21 protein-coding genes are annotated in these 25514 nt (G+C 73.1%); 10 read left to right on the forward strand and 11 right to left on the reverse strand.

Translation table 11 applies throughout. The features are described from left to right. The first annotated feature begins 8 nt into the window (after nt 1-8). From ABD948_RS03295 to pstB, 5 genes are all read left to right on the forward strand, one after another. Nucleotides 9-887 (forward strand): NUDIX hydrolase, encoded by an 879-nt coding sequence (locus ABD948_RS03295; protein WP_345262624.1) that lies wholly within the window; start codon nt 9-11, stop codon nt 885-887. Between the two features lie 198 nt (nt 888-1085). Beyond that, nucleotides 1086-2060 carry a PstS family phosphate ABC transporter substrate-binding protein gene (locus ABD948_RS03300; RefSeq protein WP_345262625.1) on the forward strand — a complete coding sequence of 325 codons (975 nt, stop codon included), beginning with the start codon at nt 1086-1088 and terminating at the stop codon, nt 2058-2060. Nucleotides 2061-2107: 47 nt separating this feature from the next. Beyond that, nucleotides 2108-3034 (forward strand): phosphate ABC transporter permease subunit PstC, encoded by a 927-nt coding sequence (pstC, locus tag ABD948_RS03305; RefSeq protein ID WP_345262626.1) that lies wholly within the window; start codon nt 2108-2110, stop codon nt 3032-3034. 1 nt (nt 3035) lies between these two features. Then, nucleotides 3036-3950, forward strand: coding sequence for a phosphate ABC transporter permease PstA (gene pstA, locus ABD948_RS03310; protein ID WP_345262627.1), 915 nt, complete (start codon nt 3036-3038; stop codon nt 3948-3950). Between the two features lie 131 nt (nt 3951-4081). Then, nucleotides 4082-4852, forward strand: coding sequence for a phosphate ABC transporter ATP-binding protein PstB (gene pstB, locus ABD948_RS03315; RefSeq protein WP_345264449.1), 771 nt, complete (start codon nt 4082-4084; stop codon nt 4850-4852). Between the two features lie 359 nt (nt 4853-5211). On the opposite strand, the gene ABD948_RS03320 is transcribed toward pstB, so the two are convergent. From ABD948_RS03320 to ABD948_RS03330, 3 genes are all read right to left on the reverse strand, one after another. Next, nucleotides 5212-6213 carry an inorganic phosphate transporter gene (locus ABD948_RS03320; protein WP_345262628.1) on the reverse strand — a complete coding sequence of 334 codons (1002 nt, stop codon included), beginning with the start codon at nt 6211-6213 and terminating at the stop codon, nt 5212-5214. Between the two features lie 6 nt (nt 6214-6219). Beyond that, complete coding sequence (locus ABD948_RS03325) at nt 6220-6837, reverse strand: DUF47 domain-containing protein (protein WP_345262629.1); 618 nt, start codon at nt 6835-6837, stop codon at nt 6220-6222. Between the two features lie 85 nt (nt 6838-6922). Further along, on the reverse strand, nt 6923-9088 hold the full coding sequence (locus ABD948_RS03330; protein WP_345262630.1) for an RNA degradosome polyphosphate kinase: 2166 nt from the start codon (nt 9086-9088) through the stop codon (nt 6923-6925). Between the two features lie 75 nt (nt 9089-9163). On the opposite strand from ABD948_RS03330, the gene ABD948_RS03335 reads away from it, so the two are divergent. Continuing rightward, nucleotides 9164-10216, forward strand: coding sequence for an alpha/beta hydrolase (locus ABD948_RS03335; protein WP_345262631.1), 1053 nt, complete (start codon nt 9164-9166; stop codon nt 10214-10216). Nucleotides 10217-10256: 40 nt separating this feature from the next. Here ABD948_RS03335 and ABD948_RS03340 read toward each other — a convergent pair whose 3' ends face one another. Genes ABD948_RS03340 through ABD948_RS03355 form a run of 4 tightly spaced genes read right to left on the reverse strand, consistent with a single transcriptional unit; the run spans nt 10257 to nt 13107 of the window. Beyond that, entirely contained in the window at nt 10257-10664 is a 408-nt protein-coding gene (locus ABD948_RS03340) for a hypothetical protein (protein ID WP_345262632.1), read from the reverse strand. After that, nucleotides 10661-12097 carry a hypothetical protein gene (locus ABD948_RS03345; protein WP_345262633.1) on the reverse strand — a complete coding sequence of 479 codons (1437 nt, stop codon included), beginning with the start codon at nt 12095-12097 and terminating at the stop codon, nt 10661-10663. Before ABD948_RS03345 ends, ABD948_RS03340 begins: the two co-directional genes overlap by 4 nt. Further along, a complete protein-coding gene (locus ABD948_RS03350) occupies nt 12094-12687 on the reverse strand; it encodes a DUF3558 family protein (protein ID WP_345262635.1) in 594 nt (197 codons plus the stop codon). Before ABD948_RS03350 ends, ABD948_RS03345 begins: the two co-directional genes overlap by 4 nt. A gap of 60 nt (nt 12688-12747) precedes the next feature. Beyond that, nucleotides 12748-13107 carry a DsrE family protein gene (locus ABD948_RS03355; protein ID WP_345262637.1) on the reverse strand — a complete coding sequence of 120 codons (360 nt, stop codon included), beginning with the start codon at nt 13105-13107 and terminating at the stop codon, nt 12748-12750. Nucleotides 13108-13312: 205 nt separating this feature from the next. On the opposite strand from ABD948_RS03355, the gene ABD948_RS03360 reads away from it, so the two are divergent. Genes ABD948_RS03360 through ABD948_RS03375 form a run of 4 tightly spaced genes read left to right on the forward strand, consistent with a single transcriptional unit; the run spans nt 13313 to nt 15787 of the window. Then, nucleotides 13313-13807 (forward strand): heme-binding beta-barrel domain-containing protein, encoded by a 495-nt coding sequence (locus ABD948_RS03360; RefSeq protein ID WP_345262638.1) that lies wholly within the window; start codon nt 13313-13315, stop codon nt 13805-13807. Nucleotides 13808-13825: 18 nt separating this feature from the next. Continuing rightward, nucleotides 13826-14293, forward strand: a complete 468-nt coding sequence (locus ABD948_RS03365) for a Fur family transcriptional regulator (RefSeq protein ID WP_345262640.1) — start codon at nt 13826-13828, stop codon at nt 14291-14293. Nucleotides 14294-14324: 31 nt separating this feature from the next. Continuing rightward, nucleotides 14325-15299 carry a CAF17-like 4Fe-4S cluster assembly/insertion protein YgfZ gene (gene ygfZ, locus ABD948_RS03370; RefSeq protein WP_345262642.1) on the forward strand — a complete coding sequence of 325 codons (975 nt, stop codon included), beginning with the start codon at nt 14325-14327 and terminating at the stop codon, nt 15297-15299. Next, nucleotides 15296-15787, forward strand: coding sequence for a thioredoxin family protein (locus ABD948_RS03375; RefSeq protein WP_345262644.1), 492 nt, complete (start codon nt 15296-15298; stop codon nt 15785-15787). Before ygfZ ends, ABD948_RS03375 begins: the two co-directional genes overlap by 4 nt. 64 nt (nt 15788-15851) lie before the next feature. On the opposite strand, the gene ABD948_RS03380 is transcribed toward ABD948_RS03375, so the two are convergent. The 4 genes from ABD948_RS03380 to ABD948_RS03395 all read right to left on the reverse strand — a co-directional run bounded on the left by ABD948_RS03380 (nt 15852) and on the right by ABD948_RS03395 (nt 25484). Further along, nucleotides 15852-19823: a coiled-coil domain-containing protein gene (locus ABD948_RS03380; protein ID WP_345262646.1), complete on the reverse strand. Its 3972-nt coding sequence runs from the start codon at nt 19821-19823 to the stop codon at nt 15852-15854. Nucleotides 19824-20204: 381 nt separating this feature from the next. Beyond that, on the reverse strand, nt 20205-23744 hold the full coding sequence (locus ABD948_RS03385) for a hypothetical protein (RefSeq protein WP_345262648.1): 3540 nt from the start codon (nt 23742-23744) through the stop codon (nt 20205-20207). A gap of 64 nt (nt 23745-23808) precedes the next feature. Then, the gene (gene mshD / locus ABD948_RS03390; RefSeq protein ID WP_345262649.1) at nt 23809-24690 is read right to left on the reverse strand and encodes a mycothiol synthase; all 882 of its coding nucleotides are present in this window, start codon (nt 24688-24690) and stop codon (nt 23809-23811) included. A 47-nt stretch (nt 24691-24737) separates the two neighbouring features. Beyond that, complete coding sequence (locus ABD948_RS03395) at nt 24738-25484, reverse strand: response regulator transcription factor (protein WP_345262651.1); 747 nt, start codon at nt 25482-25484, stop codon at nt 24738-24740. Nucleotides 25485-25514 lie beyond the last annotated feature (30 nt).

The raw sequence follows: 25514 nt of genomic DNA on the forward strand, positions 1-25514 counted from the left end.
CTACTGCCGTGGTTGAGCCGACCCCGGTACGCGCTGCGGGCGCGGTCGTGTTCCGTCCCGGTGCGCGGGTGCTGCTGGTGCACCGCCCCAAGTACGACGACTGGTCCTTCCCGAAGGGCAAGCTGGACCGCGGCGAGCACGCGGTGGTGGCCGCCGTGCGCGAGGTGGCCGAGGAGACCGGGCTGCACGTGCGCCTGGGCCCGCCGCTCGCCAGCCAGCGCTACCCGCTGGAGAGCGTGCCCCGCGAGAAGTGCGTCGACTACTGGACCGCGCGGGTGGTCGGTGACCCCGACGCCTCCGACTTCGTGCCCAACGACGAGGTCGACGAGGTGGTGTGGCTGCCGGCCGACGAGGCACGGCGCCGGCTCACCTACGACCGCGACCGCGAGACGCTCGACGACGCCCTGGGTCGCCGTCAGCGGACGACGGCGGTGGTGGTGCTGCGTCACGGCGACGCCCGCTCGCGGCGCGCGTGGCGCCAGGACGACCGCGAGCGGCCGCTGGTGGTCAAGGGCCACCTGCAGGCCCAGCGGCTGGTGCCGCTGCTGGCTGCCTACGACGTGCGACGCGTCGTCTCCTCCACCAGCGAGCGGTGCGTGCAGACGATCGCGCCCTACGCCGACGTCCGCGGCGTCGAGATCGACCGCCGACGTCGGCTGAGCGAGGAGGACGCGACGCCGAAGCGCGCCCGGCGGCTGGTCGAGGAGCTCGCCGAGGAGGCGCAGGAGAGCAGTCAGGGCGTCGTCGTCTGCTCCCACCGGCCGGTGCTGCCCGCCCTGCTGGACGGGCTCGGGCTGCCCGAGGTCGCGCTGGCGCCGGCGGAGATGCTCGTGGCGCACCTGCGCAAGGGCCGCGTCCGCGCGGTCGAGCGGCACGTAGCCGGCTGATCGCCCGGCTCCGCGCGCTCCTGAGGCGCCGTTCACGTGACGTCCGTCTCGTCGCTGCCGATGCTTCGTCGAGTGGGCGGGGTGCGTTCACCCCTGGTTCACCATCGGCGACGAATCAGTACACCTGCCGACTCCACAGTTCCTGACGTCATCGCTCGGGCGACACGTGAGCAGAACACAGACCTTCAGGAGAATGTTGTGAAGCGCAGTTCCATCCGCCGGGCCGTCGTGCCGGGCATCGCCGCTCTTGCCCTGACCCTCTCCGCCTGCGGTGGTGGCGACGCCGGGCAGACCAGCGGAGGCGGCGGCGAGGGCGAGGCCGGCGGTGCCAGCGGCAGCGTCATCGTCGACGGCTCCTCGACTGTCTTTCCGATGAGCGACGCGGCCGCCGAGCTGCTCAGCGAGGAGAACCCCGAGGTGCAGACCACCGTGTCGGAGTCGGGCACGGGTGGCGGCTTCGAGCGGTTCTGCAACGGCGAGACGGACATCTCCGACGCCTCCCGCCCGATCGAGGAGGACGAGATCGCGGCGTGCGAGGAGAACGGCATCGAGTACACCGAGCTCCAGGTGGCCACCGACGCGCTGACCATGGTCGTCAACCCCGACCTCGACGTCGACTGCCTGACCGTCGACCAGATCACCGCGCTGTGGGGCCCCGACTCCACGGCCACGAACTGGAACGAGATCGACCCGAGCTTCCCCGACCAGGAGATCGCCCTGTTCGGTCCCGGGACCGACTCCGGTACCTACGACTACATGGCCAACGACGTGATCGGTGCCGAGTCCGAGGCGACCCGGTCGGACTACGAGGCCTCCGAGGACGACAACGTCATCGTGCAGGGCGTCGCCGGCACCGAGGGCGGCACCGGGTACTTCGGCTACACCTACTTCGAGGAGAACGCCGACTCGCTCAAGGCGCTTGCCATCGACAACGGTGAGGGCTGTGTCGAGCCTTCCGCGGAGACCGCCCAGGCCGGGGAGTACACCCCGCTGGCCCGGCCGCTGTTCATCTACGTGAACAACGCCAAGTACAACGACAACGCCGCGACCGCCGAGTACGTGGACTTCTACATCGAGAACCTCGCCGACATCGCCGAGGTCGGTCAGTTCATCCCGCTGAGCGAGGACCTGTACGCCGAGACCCAGGCCAACCTCGAGGGTATCGCCGGCTGATCTAGCCTCATCACGTCCACGCACCAGAACCAGGAGGAGCTCACCTCGTGAGTGCCACCACCACGGCAGGCCCGTCCGGAGGGGCGGGCCTGCCTGGCGCACCCGACCTGCGCCGTCGTACCCGTCCGGCCGAGGCTGTCATCAAGGTCGTGCTGCGCACCTCGGCGCTGCTGTCCATCGCGATCACCGTCGGCATCGTGCTGGCGCTGATCGGGCCGGTCATCGACTTCTTCGGCGAGGTCACGTTCGGTGAGTTCTTCAGCACCGAGGGTCGCTTCGCGGTGATCCCGCTGGTGACGGCGACCTTCATGGTCACCGTCATCGCGCTCCTGGTGGCCGTTCCCCTGGGGCTGGGTGCTGCGATGTACCTCTCGGAGTACGCCTCGCGCCGTGCCCGCAAGTTCTTGAAGCCCACGGTCGAGCTGCTCGCCGGCGTTCCGTCGGTGGTCTACGGGTTCTTCGCCCTCACCTTCGTGACGCCGAACCTGCTGCAGGACATCCTCAACCTCGACGTGGGCTTCACCAACGCCCTGGCGGCCGGGCTCGTGCTCGGGGTGATGATCATCCCGACCATCGCCTCGCTCGCCGAGGACGCCATGAGCGCGGTGCCGCAGGCGATGCGTCAGGGCTCCTTCGCCATGGGCGCCAACCGGATGCAGACCACGCTCCGGGTCGTCTTCCCAGCGGCACTCTCGGGTATCGCCGCGGCCATCGTGCTGGGACTCTCGCGCGCCGTCGGGGAGACGATGATCGTGGCGCTGGCGGCAGGCGCCGTGAAGAACATGTCCCTGGACCCGCGCGACGGCATGCAGACGATGACGGGCTTCATCGCCCAGACGGCCGGTGGCGAGAACCCCGTCGGCAGCACGGCCTACAACACGCTCTTCGCCGTGGGGCTGCTGCTCTTCGTCCTCACGCTCATCATCAACGTCATCAGCATCGCGCTGGTGCGCCGATTCCGACAGGCCTACTGACATGAGCATCGCCACCACCACGGCCCGCCGCACCGTCGAGCGCACCGAGGTCGCGACCGGCAAGAGCAAGGAGCGGTCCCCGGGATCGATCGCCTTCCTAGTCGCCCTGTGGTTCTCGCTGTTCTTCGGTGTGATGGTCCTGATCGTCCTGATCGTCGATACCGCCATCAACGGGGCGCCCCGCTTCGACACGGAGCTGATCACCAACTACGCCTCGCGTGTGAGCCCCGAGACCACAGGCTTCCGGGCAGGCATCCTGGGCACCATCTTCCTGATGGGCTTCACGGCCCTGTTCGCCGTGCCGTTGGGCATCGCGGCCGCCGTGTACCTGGAGGAGTTCGCCGACAACGAGAAGTGGTACAACCGGGTCATCGAGGTCAACTTGCAGAACCTGGCCGCGGTCCCCGCGATCGTCTACGGCCTGCTGGCCGTCGCCACCATGGCCCTGATGGGCTTCTCGGAGACGGGCACCGTGCTCGGCGGCTCGCTCGCGCTGGCCCTGCTGATCCTCCCGGTTGTCATCATCACGACGCGTGAGGCGTTGCGATCGGTGCCGCGCGAGATCCGGGACGGCTCCCTGGCGCTGGGCGCCACCACGTGGCAGACCACGTGGCGCAACACGCTGCCCGCTGCCATCCCCGGCATCGCCACCGGCACCATCCTGGGCCTCTCGCGCGCCATCGGTGAGGCAGCCCCGTTGGTGGTCGTCGGACTCGCGGGCTCCCTGAGATTCGATCCGGAGGGCCTGATGAGTCAGATCACGGCCCTGCCGATGCAGATCTACTCGCTGACCTCGCAGTCCCAGGAGGACTTCCGAGTCGCTGCCTCCGCTGCGATCATCGTGCTGCTCGTCCTCGTCCTTGGCCTGAACGCACTGGCCATCATCATCCGCAACAAGTTCCAGCGATCCTGGTAGGAGAGCACCACATGTCGACCCAGCCCGCCACCGCGAGCACCCGTCGCTCCGAGCCCGACCACGAGGTCGGCTCGTTCGCCGAGGCGCGCGAGCAGTCCCGCGAGGTGCCCGCCGCACCCCCGGAGCCGGTCATGGAGGTGCTCAAGCTCAACGTCTACTACGGCGGCTTCCACGCCGTCCACGACGTCAACCTCCAGTTCGGCAAGAACGAGATCACCGCGCTCATCGGTCCCTCCGGCTGCGGCAAGTCCACCGTGCTGCGCTGCCTGAACCGGATGAACGACCTGGTCGCCGGTGCCCGCGTCGAGGGCGAGGTGAACTACCACGGCACCAACATCTACGCCCGCGAGGTCGACCCGATCGCCGTGCGCACCAACATCGGCATGGTCTTCCAGAAGCCCAACCCGTTCCCTAAGTCCATCTACGACAACATCGCCTACGGTCCGCGGGTCACCGGCATGAAGGTCGAGAGCATGGACGACCTCGTGGAGGAGGCGCTGCGTGGCGCCGCGCTGTGGGACGAGGTCAAGGACAAGCTCAAGCAGTCCGCCTACGGCCTCTCCGGCGGTCAGCAGCAGCGCCTGTGCATCGCCCGCACCATCGCGACGCGTCCCGACGTGATCCTGATGGACGAGCCCTGCTCGGCCCTCGACCCGATCGCGACCTCGCGCATCGAGGACCTGATGCTCGACCTGCGCAAGGACTACACGATCATCATCGTGACCCACAACATGCAGCAGGCGGCCCGCGTCTCCGACCGCACGGCGTTCTTCACCGCCCGCCCCGACGAGACCACCGGCGACCGCACCGGCCTGCTCGTGGAGTTCGACCGGACGGCCGACCTGTTCGCCCGCCCGCACGACAAGCGCACCGAGGACTACATCTCCGGTCGCTTCGGCTGAGTCGACACCTCTCCCAGCACCCAGGAACCCGGCGAGCCGCACCGCGGCCGCCGGGTTCCGGGCGTGTGCGCCGTAGAAGTGGGGACACGTTCGCTCTCGAGCGCGTGGTGACCCCCGGCCCTACGCGGCGGGTCGGCGGGTGGGGCCGCAACGTGTCCGCAGTTCTACGCCTCAGGGGGCGCGGCGGGATGGCCGACGCCAGGCCGGCTCCCGCGGTCGGCACGATTTCCCCGGTCGACCGGTGACCGTGCCGCTTGTCGGCCAATATTCAGGCCGACAAGTGAGGGAATCACCGGTCGACCGGGTAAATCTGAGGCGCGTGGGGCCCGTGTGACCGCACCGCCACGGCGCTCGAGGGACTACAGCACCTCGAGCAGCACGTGCAGCACCCAGTAGCTGCCGGCGGCGACGGCGGCCGCGGCGGGGAAGGTGAGCACCCAGGCCACCAGGATCGAGCGGGCGACGCCCCAGCGCACCGCCGAGAGCCGCTTGGTGGCGCCCACGCCCATGACCGCGGAGGTGATGGTGTGGGTGGTGGAGATGGGGGCCGAGAAGACGTAGGCGGTGGTGTAGAGCACCGAGGCTGCCACCGACTCGGCGGCGAAGCCGCGCGGGGGGTCGAGGTGGATGATGCGGCGGCCCAGGGTGCGCATGATGCGCCAGCCGCCGGAGTAGGTGCCCAGCGAGATCGCGGTGGCGGCGGCGAAGATGACCCAGAGCGGGAGCGGGTCGCCGGGGCTCACGTACTCGCCGGCCAGCAGCGCCAGGAAGATGACGCCCATCGTCTTCTGGGCGTCCTGCAGGCCGTGGCCGAGCGCCATCGCGGCGGCGGAGAAGGTCTGGGCGAGGCGGAAGCCGCGGCCCGCCTTGCGCGGGTTGGCGCCACGGAAGATCCACATGATCGCGAGCATCACGCCGAAGCCGAGGCTGAAGGCCACCAGCGGCGAGATGATCATCGGGAGCACGACCTTGGTGAGGACGACGTCCCAGTAGGCCGTGGCGCCCGCGGCGACAGCAGCGCCCACCAGACCGCCGATGAGGGCGTGGCTGGAGGAGGAGGGCAGGCCGTAGTACCAGGTGATCATGTTCCAGGTGATGGCGCCGATCAGGCCCGCCATCACGATGATCAGCGCGTGCGTGCCGGTGCCCGGGTCGATCGTCTCCGAGACCGTCTGGGCCACCTTCTGGCCCAGGAACGCACCGATGAAGTTCATCACCGCCGCCATGGCCAGCGCCGCGCGCGGCGTCAGCGCACGTGTGGAGACCGAGGTGGCGATGGCGTTGGCGGCGTCGTGGAAGCCGTTGGTGTAGTCGAACACCAGGGCGACCACGACCACCGCGATGATGATCGCGAGCTCCACGGGAGGTCAGCTCTCCTTGACGGAGATCTGCTCGACGATGTTGGCCACCTTCTCGAACGCGTCGATGGCCCCCTCGAGCGACTCCACGATGTCCTTGAGCTTGAGCACCTCGATGGTCTTGAACTCGCCCGAGAAGAGCTTGGCCAGGATGCGGCGGTGGTTCTTGTCGCCCTCGTTCTCGAGGCGGTTGATCTCGATCCAGTACTCGTCGAGGGCCTTCATGCCCTCCAGGCCGGGCATCGCGGCGGCGGTGATCTCGGCACAGCGCTGCAGCACCTGCACCTGGCCGGCCAGCTCGGGCGGCAGCACCTTGACCTCGTAGAGCAGGATCAGGTCGACGGCCTCGTCCATCATGTCCATGACGTCGTCGAGACCCGAGCCCAGCGCGTAGATGTCCTCGCGGTCGAACGGCGTCACGAAGGTGCTGTTGACGCGACGGATCAGCTGGTGGGTGGTCTCGTCCGCGGCGTGCTCGGCGGCGCGCATGCGCTCGGCGACGTCGGCCTTGTTCGAGGTCTCCGAGAGCATCTCGGCCAGCAGGTCGGCACCGCCCACGAGGTGGTTGGCTGCCTCGGAGAACAGGTCGTAGAACGACCCGTCCACGGGGCGGAAGCGGAAGCGCACGTGTGAACTCCTGGTGAGGCGGAGGTGAACCCGATCATGCTAGGGGTAGCACTCCGCCCGAGCGCAAACCCGCCCCCGGGCCTGCTCAGCTGCCGGCGTGCCGACGCCGCCGCTGGCGCTCGATGAGCGTCTCCTGCAGGTGCACCGAACCGCCGTTGCGGGTCCAGTCGCCGTCGGGGCCGAGCTGCCAGGCGTCGGTGTCGGACTCGAAGGCCAGCTCGAGCAGGTCGCGCACCGTCTCGGTGGTCGGCCCCTCGGGCAGGCGCACGAGCACCTCGACGCGGCGGTCCAGGTTGCGGTGCATCATGTCGGCCGAGCCGATCCACGCCTCGGGCTCGCCGGCGTTCTCGAACCAGAAGATCCGGCTGTGCTCGAGGAAGCGCCCCAGCACCGACCGCACGGTGATGTTCTCCGAGAGGCCGGGCACGCCGGGGCGGAGCGCACAGATGCCGCGCACCAGCAGCTCCACGGGCACGCCGGCCTGCGAGGCGGCGTAGAGCGCGTCGATGACGGCCTCGTCGACCACCGAGTTGGCCTTGAGCCGGATCCGGGCGGGGACGCCGTCGCGGTGGTGACCGATCTCGCGGTAGATGCGCTCCACCAGGCCGGTGCGCACCGAGTCGGGGGCCACCAGCAGCTGGGAGTAGCTGGCGTTGCGCGACCAGCCGCTGAGGTTGTTGAACAGGTGGGCGACGTCCTCGCCGATGGTCTCGTCGGTGGTGAGCAGCCCGAGGTCCTCGTAGAGCCGTGCGGTCTTGGAGTTGTAGTTGCCGGTGCCGATGTGGGTGTAGCGACGGATGCCGTCGCCCTCGTCGCGCACCACCATGGCCAGCTTGCAGTGGGTCTTGAGGCCCACGAGGCCGTAGACCACGTGGCAGCCGGCCTGCTCGAGCTTGCGCGCCCAGCGGATGTTGGCCTGCTCGTCGAAGCGCGCCTTGATCTCGACGATCACCAGCACCTGCTTGCCGGCCTCGGCGGCGTCGACGAGGGCGTCGATGATGGGGGAGTCGCCCGAGGTGCGGTAGAGGGTCTGCTTGATGGCGAGCACGTGCGGGTCGGCGGCGGCCTGCTCGATGAAGCGCTGCACCGAGGTGGCGAACGAGTCGTAGGGGTGGTGCAGCAGCACGTCGCGGCGTCGGGTGGCCTTGAAGACGTCGACGGGGGCGGCCGACTCGACCTCGGCAAGCAGCGTGTGCGTGGTGGGCACGAACGCGCGGAACTTGAGGTCGTCGCGGGAGAGGTCGGCGATGCCGTGCAGGCCGCGCAGGTCGAGCGGGCCGGGCAGCCGGAAGACCTCCTCGGCGCGGACGTCGAGCTCGGAGACGAGCAGGTCGAGCACGGTCTGCGGCATCGACTCCTCCACCTCCAGGCGCACCGGCGGGCCGAAGCGACGCCGCAGCAGCTCCTTCTCGAGCGCGGCCAGCAGGTTCTCGGCGTCGTCCTCCTCGACCTCGACGTCCTCGTTGCGGGTGACGCGGAAGGTGTGGGCCTCCAGCACCTCCATGCCGGGGAACAGCCGCTTGAGGTGGGCGCCGATGACGTCCTCGAGCGGCACGAAGCGGGCGTTGCCGAGGGCCACGAAGCGGTCGAAGATCGGCGGGACCTTGACCCGGGCGAAGTGCTCCTTGCCGCTCTTGGGGTTGCGGATCAGCACTGCGAGGTTCAGCGAGAGCCCCGAGATGTAGGGGAAGGGGTGGGCGGGGTCGACGGCGAGCGGCGTCAGCACGGGGAACACGCGGTCGCGGAAGAAGCGCTTGGCCTGCTTCTGCTCCTCGCGGTCCAGGTCGTCCCAGCGCACCAGCTCGATGCCCTCGCTGACCAGCGCGGGCACCACTGTGTCGCGGAAGTAGCGGGCGTGGCGCTCGCTGAGCTCGCGGGCACGGGTCCAGATCTGCTCGAGGACCTCCAGCGGCATCAGCCCGGAGGCGGCCCGCACGGCCAGGCCGGTGGCGATGCGGCGCTTGAGGCCGGCCACGCGGACCATGAAGAACTCGTCGAGGTTGCTGGTGAAGATCGCCAGGAAGCGGGCCCGCTCCAGCAGCGGCAGGGACTCGTCCTCTGCGAGCTCGAGCACCCGCTGGTTGAAGCGCAGCCAGGAGAGCTCGCGGTCCAGGAACCGGTCGTCGAAGGCCGTGACGGCGGCGAGCGTCGCCTCGTCGGGCTCGTAGGGGGCCTCGACGTCGTAGGGCTCGTCGGGGGTGCGCTCGTCGCTCGCGAGGTCCTCGAGGTCGGGCACGCTCTCCAGTGTCATGGGCCAGAGTCTGGCACCGTCGGGTGAACGTGCGGTGACGCCGATACCGTGGTGGGTGTGGACGCGAGAGCACGCATGGGGACCTCGCTCGGGGTGGCGCTCGCCGCCGTCGAGCCGCCGCTGCTGCAGGGCCTGACGGCGCTGCCCGACCGGGTGAAGCGACTGCTGGCCGGGTCGCCGGTGGTGATCGACGGGCAGACGCTGGACCTCGACACCCAGCTGCTGCTGCGGGTGATGAAGGTCGCCCGCAAGCCGGTGGTCGAGCAGATCCCGGTGCCGGAGGGGCGCCTGGCGCTGCGGGCGCAGTCGGCGGTGGTCGGCGGCAGCCAGCCGATCGGCGCGGTGCGCGAGCTGGAGGTGGCCGGGCTGCCGGCGCGTCTCTACGTGCCGCGCGGCGTGGTCGACGACGGTCCGCTGCTGCTGTTCTTCCACGGCGGTGGCTTCGTGTGGGGCGACCTGGAGAGCCACGACGCCAGCTGCCGCTACCTGGCCGAGCAGGCACAGGTGCGGGTGCTCGCCGTGGACTACCGGCTGGCCCCCGAGCACCCCTTCCCGGCGGCGGCCGACGACGCCGAGGCGGCGCTGCGGTGGGTGACCGAGAACCCCGGCGCGGTGGGGGCCGACCCTGCGCGCATCGGCGTGGGGGGCGACTCCGCGGGCGGCAACCTGGCGATCGTGGCCGCGATGGCGGCCGCCCGTCACGGCTGGCCGCTGAAGTTCCAGCTGCTCGTCTACCCCGCCGTCGACCAGACCCGCGACACCCGCAGCCTGGCGCTGTTCCGTGAGGGCTTCTTCCTCTCGGCGCGGTTCATGGAGGTGGCGACGGCGAGCTACTCACCGCCCGGCACCGACCTGCGCGACCCGCGTCTCTCGCCCGCCTTTGCCGACCTGGCCGAGATCGGCGAGCGGCTGGCCCCGGCCTACGTCGCGACGGCGGGCTTCGACCCGCTGCGCGACGAGGGCGAGGCCTTCAGCCGGGCGCTGGCCGAGGCCGGTATCGAGGTGCGCCTGCAGCGCTTCCCCGACCTGATCCACAGCTTCTTCAACATGCTGGCCGCGGGGCGCGCCGCCCGCGCCGCCAATCGCGAGATCGCGCACGCGCTGCGGGTGGGGCTGCACGGGTCATAACGGGCGCGGTGCCAGTGCGGTGCGCGGTGCCAGCGTGAGGTCAGTCCTGCTCGGGCGGCTTCTCGCGCGGGATCTGGGCCATCCGCTCGATCTGCAGGTTCGTGACGGCGCGCAGCAGCCGCAACCCGCCGGCCTCGGCCTGCGGGCGGCGCCAGAAGTCGGTCCAGGTCAGGCGGCCCTCGCTCACCCGGCGGTTGAGGGACTTGAACTCCAGAGGTGCGTCCGGAGCGCCGGTGACCTCCTCGAGCAGCGTGATGGTGCCCTCGTCGAGCCCCTCCTCCTCGAGCTGCTCCTCGTAGGTGGCGACGAGCCCCTGGATCCGGTCCATCGCGCGCTCGAGGTCGGAGGTGGCCTGGCGCTGCCGTGCCTCGCGCAGCTCCTCGCGCACGTCGGGCTCGTCGGGCGGCGGGGCCGATGCGTCGAAGAAGCCCGGTGGCAGCCCGCTCATACGACGGGCCCCGTGCTGCTGCTGCCGCCGTCGGGGCCGAGGGGCCCGGGCGCCATCAGCATCTCGTCGTCGTCGGGCTCGTAGCTGCTGTCGTCCGAGTCGCTCTCGCCACCGTCGGACTCGGCGGCGTCCTGACCTGTCTCGGAGTCGGGACCGTAGTTCTCGTCGAGGTCGTTGAGCTCGTCGTCCAGCGCATCCTGACCCTCGCCCTCGTTGTCGCCGAAGCTGATGTCGATGCCCATCTCGTTGAGTCGCTGCTCCAGCGCAGGGAGGTCCACCGTGGGCAGGTCGTCGAGGTTGCCACCCTGCACCGTCACCGGCAGGGTCTCCATCAGGTCCTGGATCTCCTGGAAGGTCTCCAGGCGCTGCGCCTGCTCCTCGGCCCACGCCTCGATCGCGTCCTTGAGGTCGAAGCAGGCCTGGATGATCTCGATGCAGGTGCGCACGTCGTCGACGATGTCGGTGATGGCCTCGGCGCCGCGCTCGATGATGTCCTTGGCCAGCATGGCCCAGCCGAACCAGCCGAGCACGCGGGTCGCGATCTTCGCCGAGACCCTGCCGAGGATGCGCAGCATGGTGACCAGGGCGTTCTCGACCTGGACGGCGATCCGCTCCGAGACCAGGGCGATCGAGTCGAAGACCTCCGACCCGGCGCCGACCACGAGCCCGATCGCCTGCATGACGGCGTTGTAGGCGTTGATGTGGGCGATGAGCGAGGCCTCCACCTGACCCTGCAGCGCCAGTGTCACCTCGCCCGAGACCAGGGTGAAGTTCATGCCCCACGTGCTCATGTCGGTCTGCACCTGGTTGCAGGCGTTCGCGTTGCCGCCGATGGCGAGGTAGTCGCCGGAGAGCGGGTACACGACGAACTCGTCGAGGCTGGTCTCGGGGAGCCGGTCGATGCTGACGACGCCGAGGGAGTTGATCCGGTCGATGCCGGTGTTGATGGTGTCGCGCAGGCTGTCGTAGCCGCCGGACAGCGACTCCCACTGCTCGTTGTGGTTCAGCTGCCCGTCCTCGGGGCGCTCGGGCTCGTCGAGGGCGAGGTCCTGGAGGTCGAAGAGCGCCACCTCGACGGTCAGCGGTGGGAAGTCCTGCGGGACGTAGGGGCCCATCTCGCCCATGTAGCGACCGAAGTCGACGTCGACCTGGTTGTCCTGCTGGTCGATCAGGCGTGCCGAGGCCTCGACGGTCTGCATGACCCCGAGCCACTTCTCGCCGAAGAAGTCACGTGCGTCGGCGAACCAGCCACCGACGGTGCCGAGCTGGTCGCCGATCGGGCGCAGGACGCACGCCGGGTAGTCGAACCCGGCGTTCGAGCACATGTGGTCGTTGACGTAGGTGGTGATCTCGGTGCTCTGCGTGTCGATCTGCTGCATCGCTGCGAACATCCGGTCGAGGTTGGCCCACTCGACGGTGATCTGCCCACTCATGCCTTCTCCTCCTCGATCAGGACGACGGCCAGGTCGCGGGCGACCTGGACCAGCTCTCGGTCGGTGACGGTGGCGTCCGACGCCCCGTCGTCGCCCGTCTCGACGACGAGCGTGCTCTCACCCACCACGGCGACCACCGAGGCGAGACGGTTCCCGGAGACGACGCCGTCGAGCAGCCACGCCGGCGTGCCCGCGAGCTCGGTGCGCTCGCGCTCCAGCCCGTTGAGCTGGGCGTTCTCCCCCTCGACCTGGAAGGACCCGATGAGCGGGCGGCGCTGCCACTCGACGATCAGCCCCGTCGGGTCGTACGTGCTGCGGCAGGTGAAGCCGTCGGCATCCTCCTCGGAGCGGCCGAGCTCCTGGGACCGGCCGGTGATCTGCTCGAGGTCGGGAGCGCCGACGCCGCCGCACGTCCCGGCCGCCGGCGCAGGCGAGCTGGTGGGCGCCTCGCTGGTGGGGGCCTCGGAGGTGGGTGCCTCGCTGGAAGGGGCGGGCGAGGGATCAGTGGCCGCGCCGTCGTCCGCGTCGGTGCCGCACCCGCTGAGCGTGAGAGCCGCAGCGGCGAGGAGGGCCGTCGTCCGGGGGAGCATACGTGCAGGGTTACCCATGCAGGGGCCGGTCGAACCCTCCGTGGGGGATCCGTGCGGTGGTCAGTAGACCAGTGCCTGCACCTCGGGTTGCAGCACCTGCTCGGCGAAGACGGCGGCGCCGGCGATGCGCACGCCGGGACGCAGCAGGTCCTCGGTGATCGCGCGGCGCGCCGCGCACTGGCTGCACACGACCACGTCGCCGGACTGCGCCACCAGCTCGAGCAGGTCGGCGAGCGGGGTGGCCAGCGGCAGGTCGAACGCCTCGGCGCGCCCCGGCAGCCCGAGCCAGGCGGCCTCGCCGGTCAGCCACAGCGTCACGTCGGCGCCGGCGGCCGCAGCCGCCCCGGCCACCGTGAAGGCCTGGTTGCAGCGCTCGGCGTCCTCGGCCCCGCACGTCACCTTCACCACCAGTGGTCTCACGTTGACACTGTAAGTCGTCCTCGTCACCTGCTCCTCGTCGCCGACCTGTCGTGAACAGGCGTCAACAACGCACCGACCCGTCGTCCGTGCGGCCGGGTCGGACGCCGACCCGTCGTCTGTGCGGCCGGGTGGGACGCCGAGCCGGTACATCCTGCGCCGGGTCGGCGAGCGAGCGGCGGGTGAGGAGCGGCCCTAGAGTGGTGGGGTGCCTTTCGAGCTTCCCGACAACCTGCACCCCCACTGCGCGCCCGTGGCGTGGCTGCTGGGCACCTGGCAGGGCAACGGCCACGGCGACTACCCGACGATCGAGCCCTACCAGTTCGGCCAGGAGCTGATCTTCACCCACGACGGGCGACCGTTCCTGCACTACTTCTCCCGCGCGTGGATCGTCGACGAGCAGGGCGAGAAGGTGCGCGACGCCGCGCTCGAGACCGGCTTCCTGCGCTGCGGCGAGGAGGGGAAGGTCGAGTTCCTGCTGACCCACAACACCGGGTTCGTGGAGATCTGGCACGGCACCGCCGAGGGCGGCAAGCTCGAGCTGACCACCGACGCCGTCGCGCGCACCGAGACGGCCAAGGAGTACACCGGCGGCACCCGCCTCTACGGCAACGTGGAGGGCGACCTGCTCTACGCCTTCGACATGGCCGCCATGGGCCAGGCCCTGCAGCCGCACGCCTGGGCCCGGCTGCAGCGGCAGTGAGCACCCGATGAGCACCCGATGAGCACCCAGGCCGACGACGACTGGCGCGCCCGGCTGCGGGCGCGCGGCTACCGGCTGACCCCGCAGCGCGAGCTGATCCTCGGCGCGGTCGACGTGCTGGGCCACGCCACGCCCGACGACGTGCTCACCGAGGTGCGCCGGCACTCGGCCGCCGTCAACCTCTCCACCGTCTACCGCACGCTCGAGGTCCTCGAGGAGCTCGGGCTCGTGCGGCACACCCACCTCAGCGACCGGGCACCCACCTACCACTCGGTGCGGGGTGACCATGCCCACTTCCACCTCGTGTGTCGGAAGTGTCAGCGCACCGTTGCTGTTGACCAGGAGAAGGCACGGGCGCTCACCGAGCTGCTGCGCGCCGAGCACGGGTTCGTGGCCGACGTCGGCCACCTCGCGGTGTTCGGCGAGTGCGTGGAGTGCGAGCCGCTCGCCGACGACCAGCCGGACCAGCCAGACCTCGCCGACTGACCCGCAGATCCCCGACCCGAGGAGCGACCTGATGAGCAGCCCTCTGCTGCACCTGCCCGGCGCCGTCGCCGCGGAGGGCCTCGACGCCGCCGTGGCCGCCCACTACGGCTCCTTCAACACCGAGCAGCGCTCGCTCAGCGCGGGCGAGGGGTTCGTCGACCTCTCCCACCGCGACGTCGTCCGGGTCGCCGGCCCGGACCGGCTGACCTGGCTGCACTCACTGACCACCCAGCACCTCACCGGCCTGGCTCCCGGCCAGGCCACGGGTGCCCTGGTGCTGAGCCCGCAGGGTCACGTGGAGCACGCGTTCTTCGGCACCGACGACGGCGAGGCGTTCACCGCGCACACCGAGCCGGGCCGCGGCGCCGAGCTCGCGGCGTGGCTGGACCGGATGCGCTTCATGATGCAGGTCGAGGTCACCGAGGTGACCGAGCAGCTGGCCGTCACCTGGCGGCCCTCGCGCCGCGGCGCGGGCGAGGCCGACGAGCCCGCGGGCGCCTACGCCGGCTACGAGTTCGTGCCGCGCGACCAGCTGGAGGCCTACGCCGAGGCCGCGGGCCCCGCTGCCGGCCTGTGGGCCTTCGAGGCGCTGCGGATCGCCCGCGGGGAGCCCCGGGTGGGGCTCGACACCGACACCCGCACCATCCCCAACGAGGCGGGCTGGATCGGCCCGGCCGTGCACCTCGACAAGGGCTGCTACCGCGGCCAGGAGACCGTCGCCCGCGTGCACACGCTGGGCCGCCCGCCGCGCCGGCTGACGCTGCTGCACCTCGACGGCTCCGAGAACCGGCTCCCCGCCGTGGGCACCGAGCTGCGCCACGGCGAGAAGACCGTGGGCTTCGTGGGCACCTCCGCCCGCCACTACGAGCTCGGGCCGATCGCGCTGGCCATGGTCAAGCGCAACGTGCCGACCGACGCGGTGCTCGAGGTCGACGGCATGCCCGCCGGCCAGGAGGTCATCGTCGACCCCGAGGTGGGGCTGCACGTGCGGGCGCGGCTCTCGTGAGCCCGGGCCTGGTGGTGCTCGTCGTCGCCGTGCTGGCCACCGCGGCCGTCGGCGTCTGGCGCGCCACGCACGACGGACGGTTCCGCACCCGCCGCGCTCGGGAGGATTCCGGCAGCCCGGGGAGCCCGGCTCAGCAGGCCGCGGCGGACGCGCCGGCCGCGCCCACCGCCTGGGAGTCCGTGGCGGCCTCCGTGCCCGACGTCGCACCGGGCTCGGTGGGCACCCTGCTGCAGTTCTCCTCCGCGTTCTGCGCCCCGTGCCGCGCCACCCGACGGGTGCTCGGCGAGGTGGCCGAGGTCGTGCCCGGAGTCGCCCACGTGGAGGTCGACGCCGAGGAGCACCTGCAGCTGACCCGCACCCTCGGCATCCTGCGCACCCCCACCACGCTGGTGCTCGACGCAGCGGGCCGCGAGGTCTCCCGGGCTGGGGGTGTCCCCGGCAAGCCGCAGGTGATCAACGCCCTCGGCGCCGCCGCCGAGCCGCGATAGTCAGCAGCACGATGGTCGTCGTCAGCGGTGCGACGCGACCACGATGCTGCCGACTACCCAGGGATCAGGACTCGGCAGAGGTGAGCGAGCCCGCGGGGCGCCAGCTCTCGACGGCCTCGGTGAACGGCTCGGGGTCCACGATCTTGGCGGTGATGACCACCGGGCTGAGCCCGCGCCGCGAGATCTCCATGCGCCAGTCGGAGTCGCCCGGCTCGCCGTGGGTGCTGACCTGGGTGGTTTCGGCCCGCAGGTCGAAGCGGTGCCGCAGGTCGCCCTGGACCACCTCGAGGGTGCCGTCCTTGAGCGAGACGCGGCTGCTCTGGGCGCCGGTGCGCAGCACCAGCAGCACCGCCGCGAGCGTCACGAGCGCAGCCGCGATGCCGGAGTAGCTGACCAGCTGACCCTGGATCGCGATGACGCCGACCACGACGGCGCCGATCGCCGCCACCGCCTGACCGCCCAGCAGCAGCGGACGGCGGGTGTGGGCGGCGTGGTAGCCCATCGAGCCAGCCGCCGCAGGCTCCACGGCGTCTGTGTCCACTGCCCCCGCTGCCTCCACGGACGTCGTCTCGACCGCGGTGGCAGCGGCGACCGGCGTCTGCTCGGGCTCGGGCGTCGGCTCCGGCTCGTCGGCGACCTCGATCACCGCGGTGGCGGTGGCCTGCTCGTCGTCGTGGTCCTCGGGGGCCGGGGGCAGCGCGTCGTCGTCCGGTGACGCGACCGCACCGGTCGGTGCCACCACCGGTGCGGGGTCGACCTCGAGGTCGAGGTCGTGGTCGTCGGCGGCGAAGATCGTGGGTGGGGCGAGCGCCGCAGCGCGCCAGGGCGCGGAGTCGTCGGCTGCGTCGTCGGCTGCGTCGTCGGCTGTCTGGTCGGTGGGCTCCTCGGAGGAGGGCTCGGCGTCGTCGACGACGTCGGTGATCTCACCGGGCACCACCCGGTCCAGGCCGTGCGTGACCGTGGCGGGCTCGCCGGCCTCCTCGTCGGGGAGCGTGGCGAGCGTGGCGTCGGTCTGGGCATCGGCGTCTGCGTCGTCGGTCTCGGCGACCTCCGGTGCCGGGTCGTCGTCGAGCTCCTCGGCGGCGAGGGCCTCCTCCGCCTCGGCGAAGATGTCGGCCTCGATCTCCTCGGGGGTCGGCTCCTCGGCCGGCTCGTCCACCTGGTCGAGCTCGTCGGCCTCCGTGACCTCGGTGACCTCGTCGGTCTCGTCGACCTCGACCGCAGGCTCGGCGACCTCGGCGGGCGGGTCCTCGACCAGGTCGCTGCCCACCTCGGGGGAGTCCTCGTCGGGCTCGACGAGGTCCGGGACGACCTCGCCCACCACGATCTCGCCGCGGGCCGCCGTCAGCGGTACGGACTCGTGCGGCAGGTCGGCGTGGTCGCCGTGGTCGGCGTGGTCGTCCTGCTCGTCGACCTCGGGGGTGGGGGACTGCTCGGTGCCCTCGGCCGGCGCGTCGGTGCGCGGGTCGAGGGGCACGGTGGCCCGAGCCGTGGGCTGCGCGGTGTCGAGCAGCGGGCGAGCCGCCCGGAACCATCCTCGCTTCTTCTGGGCGGGAGCCGCAGAAGACGGAGGGAGGACCGGACGCTCAGGAGGGTTTACCGAAGAACCGCTCCCGGTGGGCTGGGGCTCGTCGTGCACCTCGGGCTCGGTGCCGTTGCTCGGGGCGTCGACCGACTGGCCCGAGGACTCGGCGGGCTCCTCGTCACTGTCGGGCGCGCCGGCCTGCTCCTCAGGCGCTGCCACCGGGTCCGGTGGCGGTGCGGGCGGTGGTGCCGACGGCGCGGCGGCCAGCGAGGAGACGCTGCCACGACCCAGGGCCCCGGGGCCGGACGCGCCGGAGCCGGCCGAGCCCAGGCGCACCAGCTGCGCACGGGCCTCGGCGAGCTGGATGGCGAGGTCGGCGGCGCGGGTCTCGGCCTCGGCGCGGGCCTGGGCGTGGCGGGCGGCGGTGCGCTCGGCGTCGGCGCGGGCCTGGGCCTGCTCGGCGGCGACGCGCTTGCTGCTGGCCAGCTGCTCCTGGGCCTGGCGCATGACCTCGCGGTGGTCGCCCAGGGAGACCTCGGCCTGCACCTGGGCGTCGCGGGCGCGCAGCTCGGCTTCCTCGCGCTCCTTGGCGGCGGCCTCGGCGGCCATCGCCTGCGAGCGCGCGGACTCCTCGGCCTCCAGGCGCGAGCGGGCGGCCTCCTTGGCGGCCTCCTCGAGCGACTTGCGGGCCTGGCTGGCCAGGCGCGCCTCCTCGGCGAAGGCGGCGGCCTGCTCCTGGCCGGCGGCGGCGGCGCGCTGCGCCTCCTCCACCAGCTCCACCTGGGCCTGGGCGAGCGCCTCGGCCTCGCCGCGGGCGCGGTGGGCGGCCTCGGCCTGGCGCAGCGCCTCGGCCGCGGCCTGCTCGGCGGCCTGCCGCTCCTCCAGCGCCCGGGCGGCGAAGGCCGAGTACTCCTCGGCGTTGGCCGCGGCCGCGTCGGCGACGGTGCGGGCGCGCTCCTCGGCCTCGGCGGCGGCCTGGTGGGCCTCCTCGGCGAGCGAGGCGTGGCGGGCAGCGGCACGCTCGGCGGCGGCGCGCGCCGTCGTCTGCTCCAGCGCCGACTTCTGCAGCCGGTCTCGCTCGGCCTCGGCGTCGCGCACGAAGGTGGCGTACTCCTCGGCGGCCGCGGAGGCGGCCTCGGCGATCTCGCGGGCGCGGTCCTCGGCGCGGGTGCGCTCGGCCAGGGCCTCCTCGGCCAGTGCGGCCTGGGCGGCGGCGGCCTCGTCGGCGGCGCGCCGGGCCTCGGCCTGCTCGACGGCGGTGGCCTCGGCGGCCTGCCGGTCGGCGAGGGCCTGACGGGCGAAGGAGCTGTGCTCCTCGGCGTCGACCGCGGCCACGTCGGCGACGGTGCTGGCGCGCTCCTCGGCGGCGGCGGCGGCCTGGTGGGCCTCGGCGGCCAGCCGCGCCTGCCGCTCGGCCTCGGCCTCGGCCGAGGTGCGCGCGGTGGTCTGCTCGAGCGCGGCCTGCTGCAGCCGCTCGCGCTCGGCCTCGGCGTCGCGCACGAAGGCGGCGTACTCCTCGGCGGCCGCGGAGGCGGCCTCGGCCACCTGGCGGGCGGAGTCCTCGGCGGCGATCCGCTCGGTGAGGGCGCCCTCGGCGGCCTCGGCCTTCGCGGCGGCGGCCTCGTCGGCGGCGCGCAGCGCCTCGGCGGGGGTGGCGGCGGCCTCCTCGGCCTCGCGGCGCTCGGCCACGGCCTGCGTGGCGAAGGTCTGGTGCTCCTCGGCCTGCCGGCCGGCGGCCTCGGCGAGGTCGCGGGCGCGCTGCTCGGCGGCGAGTGCCGCCTCCTGCGCGGCCTGGGCCAGCGCGACGTGACGGGTGGCCTCCTGCTCGGCCGCGATCCGGCCCTCGGTGGCCGCGGCGGCGGAGTCCTGCAGCTCGGTGCGCAGCTGCTCGGCCTCGCGCACCATCGCCGCGTACTCCTCGGCGGCGGCGGCGGCCTCCTCGGCCAGGGCGTGCGCACGCTCCTCGGCGGCGGCCTGGTCGGCGATCGCCTTCTCGGCACGGGCGGCCAGCTCGCGGGCCGACTCCTCGGCGCGGGCGCGCGCCTGCGAGGCCTCGGCGGCGACGGCGGCCTGCTCGCGGGCGGCCTCCTCGGAGGCCTCCCGCTCGACCATGATGGCGACGACGCGCTCGGCCAGCTCGCTGGCGTGCCGCTCGGCGGACTCGCGGCGCGAGGCCTCGGAGTCGGCCAGCGCGATGTGCTCGCGGGCGGCGCGCTCGGCCTCGCTGCGCGCGCGTGACTCGCGCTCGGCGGAGGCCTCCGCGGTCTCGCGGCTGCGCACGGCCTCGGCCACGGCTCGCTCGGCCTCGGTGCGCGCGGCCATCGCCTCGGTGGCGGCCTGGGCGTGGGCGGTGGCGGCACGCTCAGCCTCGGCGCGGGCCTGGATGGCCTCGCGCGCCACCTCCTCGGCCACGAGTCGCTCGGCGGCCTGCTCGGCGGCGGCCAGCTCGGCGTCACGACGCAGCTTGACGGCCTGCTCGGTGGCGCTGGAGTAAGGGGAGGATCCAGTCATCTCGTCCGTTGTCTCGTTCGGTCGCTGGGCTCGGTCGGGCGCTCGTGCCGATCGCTGGCGCGGGCGGGGTCGCGGTGGCCCGTTCCGGATCTGCGGCACGGGCCGTGCCCCCGGTGTGCTCCCACCCAGCCCACCGTCGGACGGGGCCGATGCTACTCATCACCACCGACGTGCGGGCCGGCAGTCCGCAAGTGGTGCGGACCGCCGCGCTCCACCAGCGGCGTGAGCCGGGTCACGGGCTGGGCGTGGGGTGGGTCACGCCGGTGGGGCCGGCGTGATTTCCCCGGTCGACCGGTTGCTCCCGAGCTTGTCGGCCAACGCGTTGCCCGACAAGCTGCACAGCGGACCGACAAGTACGGGTGCGGGGCGGGGCGACGACGCTCAGAGGTCGGGTCGCCAGTGCCGCACGGCGGCCACGAACGGCTCCGGGTCGACGCTGGAGCGGTCGATGACCACCGGCTCCATCCCGCGCCGCAGCACCTGCAGCCGCCAGGAACGGTCGCCGGGCTGGCCCACCATCTCCAGCTGGGTGGTGGCGCTGGTCAGGTAGAAGGTGTGGTGCCGGTCGCCGAAGACCAGCTTCAGTGCGCCCTCCTCGACCGAGACGCGCTTGCCACCCGAGGGACGCAGCAGGGTCACCAGCAGCATCACGCCGGTCACCACCGCGACGGCCAGACCGATCGGGGTCAGCAGGGCATCGCGGGTCACGAGCAGGCCCAGCGTGCCGAGCCCGGCGAGCGCCAGCACCGCCACCGCCCCGCTGAGCAGGCCCGGTCCGCGCTTGGCGTGGTAGGTGCCTGCGGAGCTGTCGGCCTCCCGTGCTGCTGCCGGTGCCGGTGCCGGTGCCGGTGCCGGCGTCGGTGAGGTGGTCGGTGCGGCCTGGACGACCGGCTCGTCGAGGGGCTCCTCGTCGGCCGGCTCGTCCGGCTGCGTCGCGACGTCGTCCCCGACGACGGGCTCCTCGGCCTCGGCCTGGACCTCGACGTCGGCTCGATCGCCGTCGAGCGGTGAGGGCTCGCGCGCGTCGTCGGTCACCGGATCAGGCAGGACGTCGGCCTGGACCGGCGGCTCGGTGACCCCGGCGGCTGCCGCGGAGGCGGCAGGGTCATCCTCGACCTCGGGCGCCGTGTCCTCCACCGGGGTCGACGACGCGTCCGCCTGCTCGTCGGCCTCCGCCTCGACCGGCGGCTCGGGGACCTCCACGACCGTGCCCGGCCCGTCGGTGACGGGCTGCTCGTCGATGTCGTCGACCGCCTGGCCGGGCCCCAGCGCCGGTTCGCCGGCCGGGACCTCGGGCACCTCGTCGATCGTCTCGAGGTCGCTCTCCTCGACGCGTGACTCGGTGTCGTCGACCTCGGTGCGCACCCGGTCGAACAGCGGGTCGACGAGCAGTCGCACCTCGTCGGTGCTGACGCCGTGCTGCTGCGCGAACGACCCCGGCTCGTCCGCGGCCGGCTCCTCGGCCGATTCCTCGGGCGGCGCCGGCTCCGACGACACCGGCTCCGACGACACCGGCTCGTCGGTGCCGGAGCGTGCCGTCGCGAGCTCCTCGCGCAGCTGGTCCAGCTCCTCCCGCAGGGCACGCATCTGCTGCTCGGCCTGCATCTCGACGGCAGCGACGCGCCCCTCGGCCTCGATGCGTGCGGCGCCGGCGACCCGGCTGGCCTCGGAGGTCGACTCGCCCAGTGCCGACTCCAGCTCGGCCAGCTCCTCGGCCAGCCGGGCGGACTCGGCGCGTGCGGCCGCGAGCTCCTCGGCCGCGCCGGCTGCCTCCTCGGCAGCGCGCTCGGCACGTTCGGCGCGCTCGAGGGCGACGGCGAGCGACTGCTCGAGGTCGGCCACCTCTGCGCCGGCTCCGACGGCCTCGCCGGCCCCGCTGGCCTGCGCGGGCTCGCCGGCCTCCACGGGAGCTGCCTGCTCCCGGGCGGTGGCCAGCTCCTCGCGCAGGCGCTCGGTCTCGGCCACGTGCTGACGCCGCTCGGCCTCGCGCTGCTCGCGAACCAGCTCGAGCTCGGCGAGAGTCTCGTCGAGCCGCTGCGGTGCGTCGTCCGCGACCGACGCCGCGACCGACGCCGCGAGCGCCGCCACCTGCGCCTGCGCCTGCTCCAGGTCCTCGCGCAGCCGCGCGGCCTCCGCCTCGTGCTGGCGCTGCTCGGCGTCGCGCTGCTCGCGCACCTGCTGCAGCTGCCCCCGGACGTCGGCCAGCTGCATCTCGGTGTACGCAGCCTGGGTGCCGGCGGTCTGCGCCCGGTCCAGCTCGGTGCGCAGACGTTCGGCATCGCCGAGGGCGGCAGCGAGCCGCTCGGCCAGCTCGGTTGCCCGCTGCTCCGCCTCCGGGTCGGGCACGACGGCCTGCTCCAGCTCGGCGCGGAGGGTGGTCAGCTGGGTGGTCAGCTGGTCGCGCTCGGTGGTGAGCTGGTCGGTCTGCTCGCGCAGTGCCGCGGTGTCGGCGGTGGTGTCGTCCAGCCGGGCGGTGGTGGTCTCGAGCTCGGCGCGGAGGGTGGTCAGCTGGGTGGTCAGCTGGTCGCGCTCGGTGGTGAGCTGGTCGGTCTGCTCGCGCAACGCGTCGGCGTCGGCGGAGCCCGCCGCGAGCCGGGCGGTGGCCGACTCCAGGTCGGTGCGTGCGGCGCTCAGCTGCTCGGTCAGAGAGTCGCGCTCGGCCGTGAGGGCGTCGGCGTCCTCGGTGGCGGTGCGCAGGGCCAGCGAGGTCTCGGCGAGCCGGGACGAGGCGGCCTCGAGCGCCGTCCGGAGTCCGGAGAGCTCCTCGACGAGCGCGTCGCGCTCGGCGGCCAGGCTCTCGTCGGAGGTCAGGCGGGTCTGCGTCTCGGCGCGGGCGTCGTCGCGCTCCCGGACGAGCTGCTCGACCTCAGCCCGGTGCTGCGCGGCGGCCTGCTCGGCGGCGTCGGTCGCGGCCTCAGCGGCCTCGGTGGCCTCGGCCAGGCGGGCACCGGCCTCGTCCAGCTGCTGCGCGACGGCGTCGCGGGCCGTCCCCTGCTCGGAGGCGAGCCGGCGGGCCTCGTCGAGCGCGGCGGTGAGCGACTGCAGCGCCTCGTCGTGCTCGCGCGACTGCTCGCCCGCGGTGGCCAGGGCCTGCTCGGCCCGGCCCTCGGCGGCCTCGAGGGCCAGCTGCTGCTCCTCGGCCCGGCTGCGTGCCCGTGCCAGCTCCTCGGTGGCGGACTGCCACGCGGTCTGGCGCTCGGCCAGGGCGGCCTCCACCTCGGCCACCCGTGCGGCGACGGTGGCGAGCTGCGCCTCCGCGGCGCTCGCCCGGGACTCGGCCTCCTCGCGGGCACTCAGCACCAGCGCGGCGGACTCGCGCGCCGCGGACTCCTCGACGGCGGCGAGCGCGGCGCGCGCCTGCTCGGCCAGGCGCGTCTGCTCGGCGAGCTCGGCCCGCAGCCGGGCGCGCTCGTCGTCGACCTGCACGGCGCGGGCGGCCAGCGCGTCGCGCTCGGCACGCAGGGCGGCCAGGTCGGCCAAGGCGGTCGGGTCGGTCGGGTCGGCGTCGGTGTGGGGCACGCCGGCCGGAGAAGAGGCGGCGGACTCGGGTCGCCCGACCCGGTGCGTGGGTTCGGGGGCGACGGCGCCGCGGCGGAGCAGCCCGCGGCGCTCGAGCGGCACGGGGTCGGCGAGCCCGACCTCGAGGGCGTCGGCGATCACCCGCCGCGCCGCGTCGTCGTCCTGCAGGGGGGCTGTGGTCCCCGGGGAGTCGGCCTCCGGTGTGGACGGTGAGGTCGAGGTGGCGGAGCGGCGCACGAACGCGGCGGCGGCGTCGGCGTCGAGGTCGGCCACCTCGGGCTCGGCCTCGCGGCGCCGCCAGCGGCCGCGCCTGGCCGGTCCGGCCGCGGGCGCGCCGGCACCGGGCGCACCGGTCGGGCCCTCGGGGGGAGGCGTCCGGCCGTCGTCCTCGGCGGCGTCCACCCGCCGATGCTACCGAGGAGTCAACCTCGGCGCCGGTTGAACGCGCCCAGTGGGAAGCCGGCGCTCAGGCGCGGCGGTACTGCACGTGGGTGTCGGCGGCAGCGTGCGTGAAGCCGAGCCGGCTGTAGGTGTGCACGGCGGCGTGGTTGTCGCTCTCCACGTACAGGTGCACCTCGCCGACGCCGCGCTCGTGCAGGTGGTGCAGACCGGCCAGCGTGAGCAGGCGACCCAGCCCGCGACCCTGGGCGCGCGGGGCGATGCCCACCACGTACACCTCGCCGAGCTGGGGCGAGTGCTGCTTGGTCCAGTGGAAGCCGGCCAGCCCCTCCTCGTCGTGGGCGAGGATCAGGCCGGAGGGGTCCCACCACGGCTCGGCGGTGCGCTCGACGAACCCGTGGGCGTCGAGCGACCCCTGCTCGGGGTGGTGGGCGAAGGCGGCGGCGTTGACGGCGAGCACGGCGTCGCGGTCGGTGTCGGCCTGCGGACCGGGGGCGGCGTGGAAGCCGCGCACGGTCAGCCCGTCGGGCACCTCCACCGGGGGCAGCGGCTCGGAGGCCGGGCGGCGCATCACCCACAGCTCGCGGGCCCGCGCCAGCCCGTGGCGCTCCGCCAACGCGCGAGCCGCGGGGTGGTCGCCGTGCGACCAGGCGGTGAGCGGACCGGGCTCGGCGAGCGCCTGCGCTGCCAGTCCCGCGCCCACGCCGGCGCCACGGTCGGCGGGCGCGACGGCGAGGTCGAGCTCGGTGTCGCGGCGCAGCGCGAACCCCTCGCCGGTCGGTCCGCCGGTCGATTCGCCGGCCGACGACGGCGTCCAGGCCCGGACGCCGTCCAGCCCGCGGTGCTCGAGGGCCAGCACGGCCGCCTCGTCGAGCGGGTCGTTCTCACCGGCCGCGGTGCAGGCCTCGCGCACCCGGGTGACCAGCGCCAGCACGTCGTCGTCGCTCACGCGCCCAGGCTAGGCGTCGGTGCGTGGGGGGGCCCGGGTGACCCGCCTCAGGCGTCCTGGCGCGCGCCACCCTCGCTGGTGGACCGCGCGGCGTCGGCGGAGGCCGACTTCTCCTTGCTGGGCAGCACGAAGCGGTAGCCGACGTTGCGCACGGTGCCGATGAGCGTCTCGTTCTCGGGGCCGAGCTTGGCGCGCAGGCGGCGCACGTGCACGTCGACGGTGCGGGTGCCGCCGAAGTAGTCGTAGCCCCACACCTCCTGCAGCAGCTGCTGGCGACTGAAGACGCGGCCGGGGTGCTGGGCGAGGAACTTGAGGAGCTCGAACTCCTTGAACGTCAGGTCGAGGGGGCGGGAGCCGAGCCGGGCGGTGTAGGTGGCCTCGTCGACGACGACCTCGCCGGAGCGGATCACGTGCGCCTCGGGGTCGTCCGCGTCACGCGCGGCCTTGAGCCGGCCCAGGGAGAGCTTGACGCGGGCCTCGAGCTCGGCGGGGCCGCAGGTGTGGAGCACGACGTCGTCCATGCCCCAGTCGTGGGCGACGACGGCGAGCCCGCCCTCGGTCACCACGAGCAGCACGGGCACCTCGGAGCCGGTGGTGCGGATCAGGCGGCACAGGTCACGCGCGCCGGCGAGGTCCTGACGACCGTCGACCAGCAGCAGGTCGGCGTCCGGGGCCTCGAGCAGGGCGCTTCCCTCGGCTGGCAGGATCTTGACCTGGTGGCCGAGCAGCGTCAGCGCGGGCAGTACCTCCGCAGAGGACTGCAGACTGTTGGTCAGCAGCAGCAGAGTGCTCATGAGTAGTGGTTCCTCCCCCTCGGGTGGGAC

It is taken from the genome of Nocardioides nanhaiensis (assembly GCF_039542785.1).
Lineage (GTDB): Bacteria > Actinomycetota > Actinomycetes > Propionibacteriales > Nocardioidaceae > Nocardioides > Nocardioides nanhaiensis.